Here is a 13,653-nt window from a genome sequence, read left to right on the forward strand (position 1 = left end):
AAACGCCTCTCGGCGGAAGGCCGCTCGAAGCGGCGAAAATTGGAGCCCGGGGTTACTGCGGCCCGGCACGAACCAGTTTAGCGCAGCGTGCGCTCCGCGCGAGGGCGTGCCGTTTGCGCTGGGCGAACGCGCTGCTGCTGCTCATCGGCGCGAACACGAGGATTCCCACCGAGAGCGACCCCATCGTCGGCGAATGCTCCCTCGTGCCCGCGAGTACCTCTCGACACCCACACCGCTACGAGAGCGTGCCGTCGCGCCAGCGCCGCGAACCGGCGTGGAGGTCGCTCGCGAACGTCGAGTAGCGCAGGGAACGGGTCGTGAGCTCCGAGGCGTGCGCGTCGTCGTGCACATCGCGCGTATCGGCGAGATCGGCGGCGCCGAGCGACATGATGCGGCAGTAGCTCGACGAGCGTTCGAGAGCGCCGCCCAGGTCTCCGGCGAAGACACCGCGGAGGATGGTCTCGCAGAGTCCGGCGATCGACTCCGGGGTCACCGGCTCGGCTGCACCAGCGACCACCGGATCGATCGTCGCCGTGGCTGCCGCGCCGCGGCGGAAGAGGTCAGCTGATCCTTCGGGATCAGCGTCGACGACGCGGCGCAGCAGGTACAGCCGCCACAGCACACCCGCCAGCGAGTGCGAGCTCTCGCCCGCCCACAGTTCGGCGATGTCATCGAGCCCGGTCCCCGAAGCGAGCCCGACGACTCGCTCGACGACATCGGGGTCGGCGACGCTGCGCACACGGTCGAGCAGCGCCCACGAGGTCTCCTGGGCGAGCCGGCGAGCCGCCTCCGGTTCGTCGGACCCGATGATCCAATCGAAGGTGAAACTCGGCTGCAACACAGGGCGCTGGTGATCGCGTGACATCGGCCTCTTTCACGGTTCAATCGGGACGGGAAGCGCGCGAGCGCATCGCGGACTTCGCGAGTCTACGCCGCTTCGCGCACCACGACGCACAGCCCTCGCTCGACCCCGGGGAGTACCATTGAGGTCTCGCGATGATCCACACTTCACGGTGGAAGTGCAACCCCCTGGGCGCCGCCCGGGCGAGATGGCAACGTGGTGGATGTTCCCGATACAGGGAATGCGCCCCATCATCGAAGGAGGACTGCATGAGTGCATCTGACAAGATTTCCGCAGCAGGAGACAAGCTGAAGGGCAACGCCAAGGAGGCCGCTGGCCGGGCAACCGGAGACGACAGCAAGGTCGCCGAGGGCAAGCTCGATCAGGCCAAGGGCGATATGAAGCAGGCCGGCGCGAACGCGAAGGATTCTGCGAAGGACGTCTTCGACAAGTAGTCGAAGCGGACGAGAACGGCCCTGCACTTCTTCGGGAGTGCAGGGCCGTTCTGCGTGCTCCGGCCGAGACGGCTGCTGTCGCGGACGCGCGTCGAGCACTCTTGCACGTGGTGCCCCCAGTAGGGATCGAACCTACGACCTGCGGATTAAAAGTCCGTAGCTCTACCGCTGAGCTATAGGGGCCAACCCGAATAGCTTAGCGGATTCGAGGCGGCCGGCTCATCTCGGCGCGACGAGCTTCGCGCACGCCGGGAGCGCACGCGTTCCGTCAGTGGATGAAGACGAGGAGTGCGGCGACGGCGACGAAGAGGCTGCCGAACACCGCGTTGAGCACCCGCTGGCCCCGAGCGGTCGCGGTGTAGCGGCGAAAGGGCCGGGCCGCCACCGCGAAGAAGCCCCACATCACGATCACGTCGACGCCGACGGCGGTCGCGACGAGGATCAGGTACTGCGGCATGATCGGTGCGTCCGTGTTGATGAACTGCGGGATGAAGGCCAAGAAGAACACGATCGCTTTGGGATTCAGCAGATTCACCCAGAATCCCCGGCGCAGCATCGCCATCCGCGTCGTCGCTTTCCGCGCCCCCTCCGAGTCGGCGGCTGGAGGCTGGGGCTTCGTGAAGATGAGGCGGAGACCGAGGTACACGAGGTAGGCAGCGCCCGCGTAACGAATCGCGTTGAAGAGTGCTGGGGTGCTGGCGACGAGCACCCCGACCCCGGCGGCGACGATGACGATGTGCACGAGCAGCGCGAGCTCTTGCCCGAGCACTCCCCAGATCGACCGGCGCCATCCGACCGCGAGTGAGTTCGACATCGTGTTGATCGCTCCGGCCCCGGGAGTGATGCAGATGACGACGGTGGCCGCCAGCAGGGAGAGCCAGATCGCGAGAGACACGAGCACAGTGTAACGGCGCGCGGGCGCGCGATTTTCACCAGGCCCCGCTCCCCTGCTAGAATCGATCGCTGTCAGGGTCTGTGGCGCAGTTGGTAGCGCGTCTCGTTCGCAATGAGAAGGTCAGGGGTTCGATTCCCCTCAGATCCACCGGTCAGAGTCTCGGTTTCCTCGTGGAGCCGAGACTCTTCTGCGTTCGGCGACTCGTCGCGAGATCGAGCTCAGGACTCAGCTCGGACGGAGCCCGAGCGCAGCGTCCGGCCCGTTACTCGGCCGCTTCCACGTGCACGCGGAGGACGTCGGGCGCGAGGCCGATGGCCCAGGCGGCCACATCGGTGACGAAGTGGTCGAAGGCGGGATGCGCGAAGTCGCCGAGGTCGTTCGCGTAGGCGCCGACGCCATCGATCGCGATGAAGATGCGGATGCAGGCGACGAGGGGGTCGGGGCACGTGAATTCCTCAGCGGCGACACCGGCCTGCAGGATCGCGACGAGCTCATCCCGATCGAGTCGCTCCTGCTCGGCGACGGCTCTGGCCAGCTCGGGGCGGAAGCGCGAGAGGTTGCGGGCGTTGAGCCAGAAACGGGCGAGGTCGATGGCGTCGCCGCTCTCGACGCGTCGGATCATCGTCGCGAGGCGTCGGGTCGGCGCACCCTCCGACGCGAAGAGCGTTGTGCGCTCGATCGATATCGCTCGCTCGAACGCCGCAATCACGAGTGCCTCGGACGACGAGAAGTAGTGGTGCACGAGGCTCGGCTGCACGCCCAGCGGCTCGGCGACCGCGCGGAGCGTCACCGATTCGAGGCCGTGGGCGATCGCGATCTCCGCGGCTCGGTCGAGAATCTGCTGACGTCGTTCGGTCGGCGCTTTACGGGTCCTCGTTGCGCGCGCGGGTGACACCATGCCTCGGAGTCTACGAGATGCGTGCCCCACGCGCTATTGAAGTGTGCTTCAATAGTGGCCGAACGCCATCTATCGAAAGAGGATTTCAATGCCGAAATCGCCCCCGACACCACCGTCATCGCTGCCGCAGCAGCTCGACCGCGCCTCCCGCCCTGAGACGCGCGGCATCGACCTCGTGCCGCACACCGAGCGACACGGACGGGCGCGCGACCTCTTCACGGTGTGGGCGGCCCCCAACATCAGCGTTCTCAACTTCACGATCGGCGCGACGCTCACGCTCGTACTGGGACTCGAGATCTGGCAGGCGCTGCTCGTCGTCGTCGCAGCGCAACTGCTCTGGGTGCTCCCGGGAGTCGTCGCGATCAGCGGGCCCGCCGCCGGCACCTCCGGGTCCGTCGTGCAGCGGGCGATCTACGGGATCCGCGGCAACAAGGCGGTCATCGCGATCTACGGCTGGTTCATCTCGGGAGTATTCCTCGCCCTCAACTGGGTCGCCTCCTCGTTCATGGGCGCGGAGCTCCTCATGCGCTGGGGGTTCCCAGACCACCTCGCCGCCCTGATCCTCGTCTCCATCGCGGTCTCGGCCTGCACCGTGCTCATCGCGGTGTTCGGCCACGGACTGATCCTCCGCTCCTACACCTGGGTGACGATCGGCCTCCTGCTCGTGTTCGTCATCGTGACCGCCTGCATCCTGCCGCGGGTCGACTTCGGATACGCGCAGCCGGAGCCGCTGACGGGCCTGGCCCTCTGGTCGAGCATCACGATCGGCTTCGCGATCCTCGCCTCCACACCGCTCTCGTACTCGAACAGCGCCGACCTCGCGCGCTACCTGCCGGCCACCACGAGCCCCAAGCGCATCATCGCCGCGACGGCGCTCGGCGGCGCCCTGCCGAGCGCCGTCTTCGTTTCGGTGGGCGCGCTGCTCGGCACCACAGTCTCCCCGGACGGGGCTTCGGAAGGAATCGAGTACGTGCTCTTCGAGTTGCTGCCCGGTTGGCTGGGACCGGTCTTCGTACTCGGCGTCATCGTGAACACCGTCGCGCTGAACGGGATGACCACCTACACGGCCAGCATGGCGTTCCAATCCATCGGCGTGCCGATCCGGCGCATCCCCTCCGCGATCCTCATCGGAGCGCTCGGGACCGGGCTCACAATCGTGCTCGTGCTGTCGACCACCCTGCTCGGTGCCGTGAACCTCATGCTCCAGTTCCTCATCGTCATCTCCGCCCCGACCATGGCGGTGTACGTCGCCGACATCGTGCTGCGGCAGGGCCGCTACGACGGCCTGATGCTCTTCGACGAACGCCCCGGCGGGCCGTTCTGGTATCGCGGCGGATTCGGCATGCCCGGGCTCCTGGCGGTGGTCTCGGGCGGCACAGCGGCGGCACTCTGCATCTCGACTGACGTGTGGACTGGGCCGATAGCGGTGGCGCTCGGATACCTCGACCTGTCGGTACCGGCCGGCATGCTCGTGTCGGCCGCGCTCTACTGGGTGTTCGCCGGTCGCTCGATCAAGCGGGGAGCGAACGCGTGAGCGGGGACGACGCCGAGTGCCGCCGCACCGTCGACCCGTGCGAAGCGCGGCCGACGCTCGACACGTGGCAGGATGCACCGCATCAGCCCTGGTCATTCGCGCACCTGTCCGAGCTCCTGCCGACCGCTCCCGTATCCCGCATCGCCGAGCGCCGGCCTGAGCACGGACGGGGGCAGGGGCTCGAAGCGCTGGAAGCGCTCGTGCCGGGCCTGCGCGCACGGCTCGATGCGACGCACACCGACGCGTTCCTCATACTCCGAGGCGCTGAGGCGACCGCCGAATACGCCCGTTCCGGGCACTCGGTCGACGCCCCGCACCTGCTCATGAGTGTTTCAAAGTCGCTGTGCAGCACCGTCGTCGGCGCGCTCGTGGGCGAAGGGCGCATCGACACCGCGGCGCCGATCACCGCGTATGTGCCCGAGCTCTGCGGTTCGGTGTTCGACGGGCCCAGCGTGCAGCAGCTCCTCGACATGGAGATATCGATCGACTACTCCGAGAACTACCTCGACCCACGGTCAGAGGTGCAGACGCACGATCGCGCTTCAGGGTGGCGCAGCAGGCAGCCGAACGATCCGGCGCACGACCGCGCCTTCCTGAGGACACTGCGAGGGCTCGGCGCCGTCGGCGAGTTCCAGTACTGCTCCGCATCGACGGATGTACTCGCATGGATCGTCGAGCGGGCGAGCGGGCTGAGGTATCCGCAGGCCCTCTCCCAGTATCTCTGGGCGAAGATCGGGGCGGATCGCGATGCGTCGATCACCGTCGACGCGACGGGCTTCGGATACGCCAACGCCGGCGTCTCGTGCACCGCGCGCGACCTCGCCCGCGTGGGTCGCATGATCCTCGACCGCGGTCTCGCTCCAGGAGGCCGCGTTGTTCCAGGCGAGTGGACGGACGCGCTGCTCGCCGGCGGATCGGCGACGGCGATGGCACCGAGTGGATGGACGGCGGCGTTTCCCGGCGGCAGCTACACCCGGCAGTGGTGGTGCACCGGAAACTCCCGCGGCAACATCGCCGCGATCGGGATCCACGGCCAGCACCTCTGGCTCGATCCTCCGAGTGACAGCGTCATCGTGAAGCTCTCGTCGTGGCCCAGGCCCGACGACGATGCTGCGCATGCTGAGCAGACGCGCTTGCTCATGGACGTGTGCGAAGCGCTCGACGCGACCTGAACGAACGGGGAGTCGACCAGAGTTCTGAGCTCGGTGCAGGTTGCCGACTGACCACTGAGCGAGCCGACGGGCGTCTCAACCGGCGTTGCGGCGACGGCGAAGCACGGCGTCGAGATCGGGCATGCCGGTGGCAGTATCGCCCACCACGCCCATGTTGCGGAGTCGCTGGCTCGCCTCATGCTGCTGGGCGCGCAGTTCGCGCTGCCTGGCCTGCTCCCGCAGGCGCGCGTCCTCAGCGGCCTGCGCCTGCTGGCGCGCCTGCTCTTCAGCCGCAGCCGACGCTGCAGCGGCACGAGGATCGACCGGCGTCTCTGCGGCCTGAGCGAGCTGCTTGCGCACTTCGCGCAGCAGCATCGAATCCGTCTGGTTCTCCTGCGGCGCGGGGCGCTCCGCACGAGCGCGGGCCCGAGCACGGGCGAGTTCGATGCGCTCCGCGGCCGCGCGCTGAGCTTCCGCGTGCGCCGTCGCAGCGGCCGCCGCATGCGCGGGGTCCGGCGCCTCGACGAGTTGCGGCGCGGATTCCACCACTGCGGTCGCGATCGCCGTGGTCACCTGCTCGGCGGGAACCGCCTGCACTCGTGCTCGACCGGGAGCGAGAAGCACGAGCGCACCGCTCGAAGCGGCGAAGAGTGCGGCCGAACCGATCAGCATCGAGGGCCCGCTTCCACCGATCGCGAAGCCGGCGCCGACGAGCAGCCCGATGAGCCCGAGCAGGGCCCCGAGAGCGGCGGTCGCGCGCACGCGCCGCGCCACCGGTTTCCGCAGCTTCGCCGCACGTTCGGCTGCCGCCTGCTTGCGCTGCATCTGTCGGGCTCGAATCTCTGCACGCACCTGTTCTGCCTCCGCTTCTGCCAGAGCGGCTCGTCGCTCGGCATCTTGACGCTTCTGCGCGCTTCGCAGCATGCGTTCATGCGCGAGCGCCTCCCGCGCTGTGGCCTCGAGACGCACCTCTTGCGGCACCTCAGAGGTCTCCGCCAGCAGGCGAAGGGTGCGCTGGAGCCTCAGCGCATTCTTCTCGGCCGCGCGGAACTCGCGCCGTCGTGCCCAGTTGGGAACCAGCACGGCACCCCACAGGAGCGCGGCGATCACGAAGATCACGCCTCCGCCCAGTACGCCGCCAGTCATGGGGATCACTGTACGGCGTCCGCGCGAGGCGCTGTCATCGGCGCGCCGCGATGCCGCGATGCCACCGCGAATGCGGCCCCGGAGCGCTCAGTCCCGGGATACCCTCGCGACGTAGCCAGCGCTCGCATCGCTTCGCAGAGCGACGAAGACGTCGTGATCGCGCCAGGCCCCATCGATGTGTATGTACGATTCCCTGCGCCCTTCGCGGCGCAGCCCCAGCTTCTCGACGACCCGGAGCGACGGGTCGTTCTCAGGCCGGATGCACACTTCGACGCGATGCAGGCCGAGAGCGGAGAAGAGATGATCGATCACGAGCGCCACAGCCGTCGTGGTGACGCCCCGACCGGCAACGTGCTCCGACACCCAATAGCCGAGCTGCGACGACTGCAGCGCTCCGCCGCTGATCTCGGACACGCTGAGTTGCCCGACGACGACGCCGTCGTAGAGGATCACGAAGGGCATGCCGCTTCCGGCTCGCAACTGCCTGCGCAGGGTGCGGATCATCGGCCGCATCGACACGGATCCCGGAACGACGCTGCGACCCGATGGGTGCGTCGCCTCCCACCGCTGCAGCCAGGAGCGGTTGTCCGTGAGGAGCCTGCGCAGCGGCTCCGCATCCGCCCAGCGGATGATCCGCACGGCCACGCGACCCGACGCGAGCAGCCCCGGGTCGTCGATCTCGCGGCCGAGCGGCACCTCGGTCAGCCCTCGGAGCGCTGCTCGCGGAGGCGGTCCGCGAAGCCGATGACCCACTCGGTGATCTCGTCGCCGAGCTCTTCGTGGTCGACGCCGAGCAACACGTTCGCCTTGATCCAATCGGCGCGGTCGCCGGTGTCGTAGCGCCGCCCGCGGAAGATCACACCGTAGACGGGGCCGTCGCCCTTGCCCTCCGCCAGATAGTTCAGCGCATCGGTGAGCTGGATCTCGCCGCCGCGTCCCGGCGGCAGCTCATCGATGACGTCGAAGATCTCGGGCCGCAGCACATACCGTCCGATGATGGCGAGGTTCGACGGCGCCTCCTCGGCGGAGGGCTTCTCGATGAGCCCCGTGATGCGCACGACGTCGGGATCGTCCGTGGTCTCGACCGCTGCGCATCCGTACAGGTGCACTGACTCGCGCGGCACCTCCATGAGCGCGATGACCGTGGCGCCGCGGGAGTCGTGCTCCGCGATCATGCGATCGAGCAGCGGGTCGCGTGGATCGATGAGGTCATCGCCGAGCAGCACGGCGAAGGACTCGTCGCCGACGTGGCAGCGCGCGCGGCCGACTGCGTGACCGAGCCCGAGGGGCTGCCCCTGACGCAGGAAGTGCACCTCAGCGACCTCGCTCGACTCGCGCACCTTGTCGAGCTTGCCCTCGTCGCCCTTGCGCTCGAGCGAGTACTCGAGCTCGGGAACGCTGTCGAAGTGGTTGAGCAGGTTGTCCTTGTTCCGACCCGTGATGATCAGCACATCGCCCAGCCCGGCCGACGCGGCTTCTTCGACCACGTACTGAATCGCCGGCTTGTCGACGATCGGCAGCATCTCCTTCGGCATGGCCTTCGTGGCCGGGAGGAAACGGGTGCCGAGCCCTGCGGCCGGCACAACGGCCTTCGTCACCGAACGGCTGTGCTTCACCTGCGTGTCAGTCATGAGGTCAGCCTATCCTCCGCGCCCGAGGCGGCAAAGTCGTGCCGGTGGGCTCGCCTCAGACCTATGCTGAGTGCTATGTCTCAGCAGGTGCGCTCGGAGAAGATCGCGGTGCGAGCAGAAGTTCGCGCCCGACGCGCCTCGGCGTCTCCACGCGAACGCGAGCGGCGGCGCGACGCGCTCGCCGGGCAGCTCGTCGACCTGGTCTCCGACTTCGGCGCACGATCGGTGACCGCCTACGTGCCGCTCGGCAGCGAGCCCGACATCGGCGCGTTCTTGGAGTGGGCGTCGCACACGGGCGTGTGCGTGCTGCTCCCGGTGGCGCTGCCAGGTCATCGCATCGAGTGGGCGATCGACACGGGCGCCCGGATCGAGGGTCGGCACGGAATCCGCGAACCCGAGGGCCCCAGACTCGGCACCGAGGCGGCGGGCGACGTCGATCTGCTGCTCGTTCCCGCGTGCGCGGTCGACGCGAGCGGGACCCGTCTGGGGTGGGGGCTCGGGTACTACGACCGGATGCTCGCGACACTGCATCGTCGCCCACCGGTCTACGCGGTCGTCGACGACGAGGACGTGTATCCGTCCCTTCCCCGAGATGCCCACGACGTGCCCGTCGCCGGTGCGGTCACACCGACGCGCATCCTGCGTTTCGCCGACCAGCGAGAGGTGTAAGCCTGCGCCCGCGGAACCGTGCTGGCTCGGCGCTCGCGCGAGCGCGAAGAGGTATCATTGGTGCTTGTGCCTACGTACGCTTATCGCTGCTCTGAATGCGGCCACGCCTTCGATATCTATCAGGCGTTCTCCGACGCATCGCTGACCGAGTGCCCCGAGTGCGGAGGCACGCTGCGCAAGGTGTTCGGTTCACTCGGCGTGACCTTCAACGGCTCCGGGTTCTATCGCACCGATTCCCGGTCTTCCGGCAGCTCATCGGACTCCGGCGCAGGATCGGCTTCGAAGTCGTCAGGGTCGAAGTCCGACTCCGGGTCGAAGTCGGGCTCGGGATCGGGCTCGGGCTCCTCCTCCAGCGGGTCGTCCGCCGGGTCGTCGTCCAGTTGAGCCGATCGGCTACCCCCAGTGGGGCGGCCGATCTCGGCTGAGCGCCTCGTCGCGCGCCGATCGTGTTCCGGCACCGCGCGCGCCGGCCGCGCCGGGCTCGCCCCAGCCCTCCGGCAGGTCCTCAGCAGCGCGCCCGTCGAGCGGGTGCTGCGACGGATGCTGATCGACGCCGGGCGCAGCCGGACGACTGGCGCGACGAGAGCGGCGCTCACGCGGCGACTCCCCTCCGTTCGCGCTCATGCGCGATCGGATCCGGCTGCGCCCTCCCCCGCGTCGTACCCGACGATCCGCGCGATGCGCAGCGCGACCTCGTCGGGATCGGCGAAGAGATCGAAGCTCTGCACGCGGTGGTAGTGCCAGCCCAGACGACGGAGCACCGCAGGTCGCAGCCTCAGCGTGTCGCGAAGGCTGTCACCCCGGTAGTCGCCGGCGGCACCGAGGTCGAGGTCGATCGCGATCGCGCGATCCTCGAGCGACGCCGCGAGCGGAATGGCTCCGCGGTAGTCCATCGCGACGGTCAACCCGAGCGCTGCAAGCCGATCGGCGAGCTCCCCGAGCATCGGATCCCGCTCGGCGGGCAGTGACGGCGCCTCCGGCTCCGGGTGCTCGAAGGCCAGGAGCTCCGCGAGTTCGACGACCCCGTGCTTGATGCGGGCGCGATCGAGGTCCTCCGGCTTGAAGCAGCTGACGATCGTCATCGCACGACGCGCGCGGGTCATGGCGACCGCGAGCAGGCGCTCGCCGCCCGGGCGACCGAGGCCGCCGAAGTTCGACAGCACGCGCCCGTGGGGCGTGCGCCCGAAGCCGATGGAGAAGATCACGCGATCGCGACTCTGCGCCGTCGCCTGCTCGAGCGTGAGCACTGCGAACGGCTCTGCGCGCTCGCCGAGCAGGAAGTCGCGATACTGCGGGAACTTCGAGAACGCCTGCAGCACGGCCTGATACACCCGCACCGCATGCCGCTCGCTCGCAGTGATGACCATCAGCGACTCGCCCGAGCGGTCGCTCGCGTGCTGCAGCACCAGCTGCACCACGCGTTCGACCTCGGCGTCGGTACTCTCGACCGCGCCGGTCTGCTGATCGGGGAGCCCCTGGCCGCCGCGCACGAACTCGTACGTCAGGCTCGAGTGGTTGAGGAAGCTTCCGGCCCAGGGCAGCGACTGAATCGCCCCGCCGTAGAAGCGGCTGTTCACCAGGTTCGTGAGGTCTTCGCCGCCGGCCCGATAACTGCGGGTGAGCGTCAGGGTCGGCAGCACCTCGCCGAGCTGCGCGAATGCCGAGCTGCGGTGCAGTGCGTCGGCGTCGACCGCTTCGCGCTCTTCATCCGACGCGCCCACGGCGATGTCGAAGTGCGAGGGCGTCTGCGTCATGGTGTCGCCGAAGGCGATGACCTGGTCCGCGCGTCGAATGGCGCCGAGGTTCTCGGCGAGCGTCGTCGCTCCAGCATCGACCACCACCGCGGCGTCGAAGCGCATCGAGTCGGGCAGCATGGCGACCTCGTACGGCGACATCGTCCACACGGGGGCGAGCACGCCGAGCAGGTTGGGAGCCCGCTGGGCGAGCGACTGCGGCGAGACGTATCCGCTGCGCAGCGCCTCCCGCATCGCGAGAGCCTCCTGCTTGAAGTCGAGCACCGCGATGCGCCACGAGTCGGCGAGCGAGGCTGCGAGCAGCGCACCGTTCGCTCCCGCGTGCGCGTCGTCGACGAGGCGGAAGTCGGCCTCGAGTCGTTCGATGACGCTCGTGTTCGCGCTCAGCAACGCCTCATTGCTCTGCAGCATGCGTTCGAGCGCGGATTGCCACCAGGCCAGTTCGAGCTCGTCGGCGACGTCTTCAGCTGGCACGTGGCGCGCTGAGAGGTCGTCGAGGAGGGGCTCGAGGTGCGCCGAACGCATGCGCTCGACGATGGCGGTGCGCTCCTGGATGTTCTGCAGCACCTCGGACTCGCGGGCGAGATCCGAAATGCGGCTCGCGAGCCGGGCGAGCGACTGCGTCTTCAGCCGATCGGCGTCCGCCGTGGTGCCGAGCACGCGATCGAGCGCGTCGAGATCTTGGTACGCCGACTGGAAGGCGACGACGACATCCGAGATGCCGAGCGGAACCTCCGGGCGGGCTCCGACCACCGTCGTGTATCGCTGCCAGAGCACGCGCTGCTGCTGGATCTGCACGAGTCGCGAGTACATGTCGGAGATGTGCACCCCGGGTCGCACGTACTCGCGGGCGAGCTTGCGGAGCCGTCGCTTGTTCGCCGCCGACATCTCGTCATCCCCCCGCGGGGCGTGCGCGGCGATGACCTCGGTCAGCGACCGGTCGTACACCTCGGGAGTGAAGCGGTCGAGGGTCTCCCGGATGCCCATGAGCAACCGGAGATAGACGCCGAGCTCGGCGATCGTCTCGTACGGGCGCATCGACGTCTGGCCGATGAGCTCGTTCGACATCGAGATCAGACGCGGCAGCTGGGACTCGGCGAGATCCACCGCCGTACCGTAGGCCGAGCGCGCCTCCTCGGTCGTGCTGAAGCTGACGCCGTACCAGGGCGAATCCTCCGGGCCGTACTGGAACTGCCCCAATCGGGCGACCTCGGTGAGCGCTTCGGCGACCGAGGATCGATCGAGGGTGAGCTGGCCGAGAGCCTGGTCGTCGAGCCGCACCGTCGTACTCGGCGGCCGCTCCTCGAGCGACAGGGCGGTGAGCCTGCGCAGCGCGTCGAGCGGCGAGACGCCGAAGCGCTCGTCGGGTGTGGAGAGCGCCGTCTGATAGTCGAGCAGCACGCCGCGCAGTCGCACCAGTGCTTCATCGACGTCGCGCAGTTGCTCAGTTCGGGCGTTCTCGTTCCGGCTGATCGACTCGACCAGATTGCGCCGCAGACGGCGCGGGCTGACCGAGAGACCCGCGAGACCCACACGGGCCAACCGGTGCGTGATGCCGTCGAGCGTCGCGCGCCGCGGGGAGACGACGAGCACGCGCTTGCCAGCGCGCACGAGGTTGCCGATCGCGTTCACGACGGTCTGCGTGCCGCCGGTGCCCGGGAGAGTGTGCACGACGAGCGAATGGCCGGCGTCGATCTGCGCGAGCACATCGTCCTGCTCCGCGTCAGCGTCGTAGAGGGTCCGATCAGTATCAGGCGACCGCTCATCGGGCGGCGTCGCCGAGACGGGACGATAGGTCGCGGCGAGCTGACGTTTCGCCGGTTCGTTCCCGCAGACCGCAGCGAGCACGGGTGACGTCAGGTCCTTCGCGTCGGCCACCATCGACTGGGCGACATTGTGGAACGACGAGACGACGAGGCGCGGCTGCACCACGAACCCCGGCACCCCGGCCGCCATCTGCCGCAACCGATCGATCACGGGCTGGGGCTTGAAGACGCCCTCCGACTGCGACAGCTCGATGAGGGAGCGCGCATCGACGCTGATGCCGAACTGCTCGCGCATCGCGCGGATCAACTCGGAGTTCACCACGGGGAACTGCTTCAGCTTGAGCTCGAAGTCACGACCGTAGCGACGGATGGCGAGCGGGCGCAGCAGCACCGGCGCGCAGAACTCTTCGCCCTCGAATTCCCACTTCGCGATCCCGACACCCAGGTTGACGGTCTCGAGCCCACGGACGGTGCGCATCTCGATCGCCTTGTCGGTGACTCGGCCGGCGGCCTTGCGGGCGTGCCGCAGGGCGAGATCGTCACGGATGAGCGCGGAGAGGAGGATCTTGTTGCCCGTGATGAACTGCGGGAGCCCGCCGGGGTGGGTCGTCGAGAGCTCGATGCGGTTGAACGGTCGATCATCGAAGTGCAGCAGGGCGTTCTTCCCGCCGATGCTGGCGAGCTCGCGCCGCCAGTCGGCGTGCTCGTCGGCGTACACGTCGACGAGCGATACCGGTCCGCTCAGCTCGGCTGCGAGGTCGGGCTCATCACGGGGCGCCGGGGAAGGCGCCTTGGCGAGCGCGCCCTCGTTCACCGGCTGCTCCGCGACGTTCTGCGTCTGCGCCGTCGCTTCCGAGTCCACGCCGTTCGCGCGCGTGGAAGATGACTCGGCGCTCTCCGCGCCGCGGCCCTT

At 68.6% G+C, this 13,653-nt stretch carries 12 protein-coding genes, 2 tRNA genes and 1 pseudogene; 6 read left to right on the top strand and 9 right to left on the bottom strand.

Annotation, left to right across the window (positions count from 1 at the left end; translation table 11 throughout):
- Positions 1-235: 235 nt before the first annotated feature.
- The gene (locus ABFX18_RS12305; RefSeq protein WP_346058468.1) at positions 236-865 is read right to left on the bottom strand and encodes a hypothetical protein; all 630 of its coding nucleotides are present in this window, start codon (positions 863-865) and stop codon (positions 236-238) included.
- Between the two features lie 245 nt (positions 866-1,110).
- Between ABFX18_RS12305 and ABFX18_RS12310 the strand changes: the two genes are divergently transcribed.
- Positions 1,111-1,296, top strand: a complete 186-nt coding sequence (locus ABFX18_RS12310) for a CsbD family protein (RefSeq protein WP_090146928.1) — start codon at positions 1,111-1,113, stop codon at positions 1,294-1,296.
- 108 nt (positions 1,297-1,404) lie between these two features.
- On the opposite strand, the gene ABFX18_RS12315 is transcribed toward ABFX18_RS12310, so the two are convergent.
- Positions 1,405-1,479, bottom strand: a tRNA-Lys gene (locus tag ABFX18_RS12315).
- A gap of 85 nt (positions 1,480-1,564) precedes the next feature.
- The gene (locus ABFX18_RS12320) at positions 1,565-2,191 is read right to left on the bottom strand and encodes a LysE family transporter (RefSeq protein WP_090147449.1); all 627 of its coding nucleotides are present in this window, start codon (positions 2,189-2,191) and stop codon (positions 1,565-1,567) included.
- Positions 2,192-2,265: 74 nt separating this feature from the next.
- Between ABFX18_RS12320 and ABFX18_RS12325 the strand changes: the two genes are divergently transcribed.
- Positions 2,266-2,338 (top strand) — tRNA-Ala (locus tag ABFX18_RS12325).
- Positions 2,339-2,453: 115 nt separating this feature from the next.
- Here ABFX18_RS12325 and ABFX18_RS12330 read toward each other — a convergent pair.
- On the bottom strand, positions 2,454-3,089 hold the full coding sequence (locus tag ABFX18_RS12330; RefSeq protein WP_090146925.1) for a TetR/AcrR family transcriptional regulator: 636 nt from the start codon (positions 3,087-3,089) through the stop codon (positions 2,454-2,456).
- 88 nt (positions 3,090-3,177) lie between these two features.
- On the opposite strand from ABFX18_RS12330, the gene ABFX18_RS12335 reads away from it, so the two are divergent.
- Together ABFX18_RS12335 and ABFX18_RS12340 are read left to right on the top strand one after the other, a co-directional pair.
- Positions 3,178-4,623, top strand: a complete 1,446-nt coding sequence (locus ABFX18_RS12335) for a purine-cytosine permease family protein (RefSeq protein WP_346058469.1) — start codon at positions 3,178-3,180, stop codon at positions 4,621-4,623.
- Positions 4,620-5,795 carry a serine hydrolase domain-containing protein gene (locus ABFX18_RS12340; protein WP_346058470.1) on the top strand — a complete coding sequence of 392 codons (1,176 nt, stop codon included), beginning with the start codon at positions 4,620-4,622 and terminating at the stop codon, positions 5,793-5,795. Before ABFX18_RS12335 ends, ABFX18_RS12340 begins: the two co-directional genes overlap by 4 nt.
- Before the next feature lie 75 nt (positions 5,796-5,870).
- Here the strand turns inward: ABFX18_RS12340 and ABFX18_RS12345 are convergent, their stop codons facing one another.
- From ABFX18_RS12345 to galU, 3 genes are all read right to left on the bottom strand, one after another.
- Positions 5,871-6,920, bottom strand: a complete 1,050-nt coding sequence (locus ABFX18_RS12345) for a hypothetical protein (RefSeq protein WP_090146918.1) — start codon at positions 6,918-6,920, stop codon at positions 5,871-5,873.
- Positions 6,921-7,007: 87 nt separating this feature from the next.
- Positions 7,008-7,616, bottom strand: a complete 609-nt coding sequence (locus ABFX18_RS12350) for a GNAT family N-acetyltransferase (protein ID WP_090147447.1) — start codon at positions 7,614-7,616, stop codon at positions 7,008-7,010.
- A 5-nt stretch (positions 7,617-7,621) separates the two neighbouring features.
- Positions 7,622-8,551, bottom strand: coding sequence for a UTP--glucose-1-phosphate uridylyltransferase GalU (gene galU, locus ABFX18_RS12355; protein WP_090146916.1), 930 nt, complete (start codon positions 8,549-8,551; stop codon positions 7,622-7,624).
- Positions 8,552-8,626: 75 nt separating this feature from the next.
- On the opposite strand from galU, the gene ABFX18_RS12360 reads away from it, so the two are divergent.
- Both ABFX18_RS12360 and ABFX18_RS14265 read left to right on the top strand, forming a co-directional pair.
- Positions 8,627-9,220, top strand: a complete 594-nt coding sequence (locus tag ABFX18_RS12360) for a 5-formyltetrahydrofolate cyclo-ligase (protein ID WP_346058471.1) — start codon at positions 8,627-8,629, stop codon at positions 9,218-9,220.
- Between the two features lie 66 nt (positions 9,221-9,286).
- Positions 9,287-9,427 (top strand): annotated as a pseudogene (locus tag ABFX18_RS14265) (FmdB family zinc ribbon protein); the annotation flags it as partial.
- A 14-nt stretch (positions 9,428-9,441) separates the two neighbouring features.
- Here ABFX18_RS14265 and ABFX18_RS14270 read toward each other — a convergent pair.
- Together ABFX18_RS14270 and ABFX18_RS12375 are read right to left on the bottom strand one after the other, a co-directional pair.
- The gene (locus tag ABFX18_RS14270; protein ID WP_428833700.1) at positions 9,442-9,816 is read right to left on the bottom strand and encodes a hypothetical protein; all 375 of its coding nucleotides are present in this window, start codon (positions 9,814-9,816) and stop codon (positions 9,442-9,444) included.
- 24 nt (positions 9,817-9,840) lie between these two features.
- Positions 9,841-13,602 (bottom strand): AAA family ATPase, encoded by a 3,762-nt coding sequence (locus ABFX18_RS12375; RefSeq protein ID WP_346058472.1) that lies wholly within the window; start codon positions 13,600-13,602, stop codon positions 9,841-9,843.
- Between the last annotated feature and the right edge of the window lie 51 nt (positions 13,603-13,653).

The sequence above is a fragment of the Leucobacter alluvii genome, from assembly GCF_039530485.1.
In the GTDB taxonomy this organism is placed as follows: domain Bacteria; phylum Actinomycetota; class Actinomycetes; order Actinomycetales; family Microbacteriaceae; genus Leucobacter; species Leucobacter alluvii.

What these genes read in the sequence shown, in the direction of transcription:
- ABFX18_RS12305 (WP_346058468.1), bottom strand. Translation starts at nt 865, where the DNA reads ATGTCACGCGATCACCAGCGCCCTGTGTTGCAGCCGAGTTTCACCTTC.
- ABFX18_RS12310 (WP_090146928.1), top strand. Translation starts at nt 1,111, where the DNA reads ATGAGTGCATCTGACAAGATTTCCGCAGCAGGAGACAAGCTGAAGGGC.
- ABFX18_RS12330 (WP_090146925.1), bottom strand. Translation starts at nt 3,089, where the DNA reads ATGGTGTCACCCGCGCGCGCAACGAGGACCCGTAAAGCGCCGACCGAA.
- ABFX18_RS12335 (WP_346058469.1), top strand. Translation starts at nt 3,178, where the DNA reads ATGCCGAAATCGCCCCCGACACCACCGTCATCGCTGCCGCAGCAGCTC.
- ABFX18_RS12345 (WP_090146918.1), bottom strand. Translation starts at nt 6,920, where the DNA reads ATGACTGGCGGCGTACTGGGCGGAGGCGTGATCTTCGTGATCGCCGCG.
- galU (WP_090146916.1), bottom strand. Translation starts at nt 8,551, where the DNA reads ATGACTGACACGCAGGTGAAGCACAGCCGTTCGGTGACGAAGGCCGTT.
- ABFX18_RS12360 (WP_346058471.1), top strand. Translation starts at nt 8,627, where the DNA reads ATGTCTCAGCAGGTGCGCTCGGAGAAGATCGCGGTGCGAGCAGAAGTT.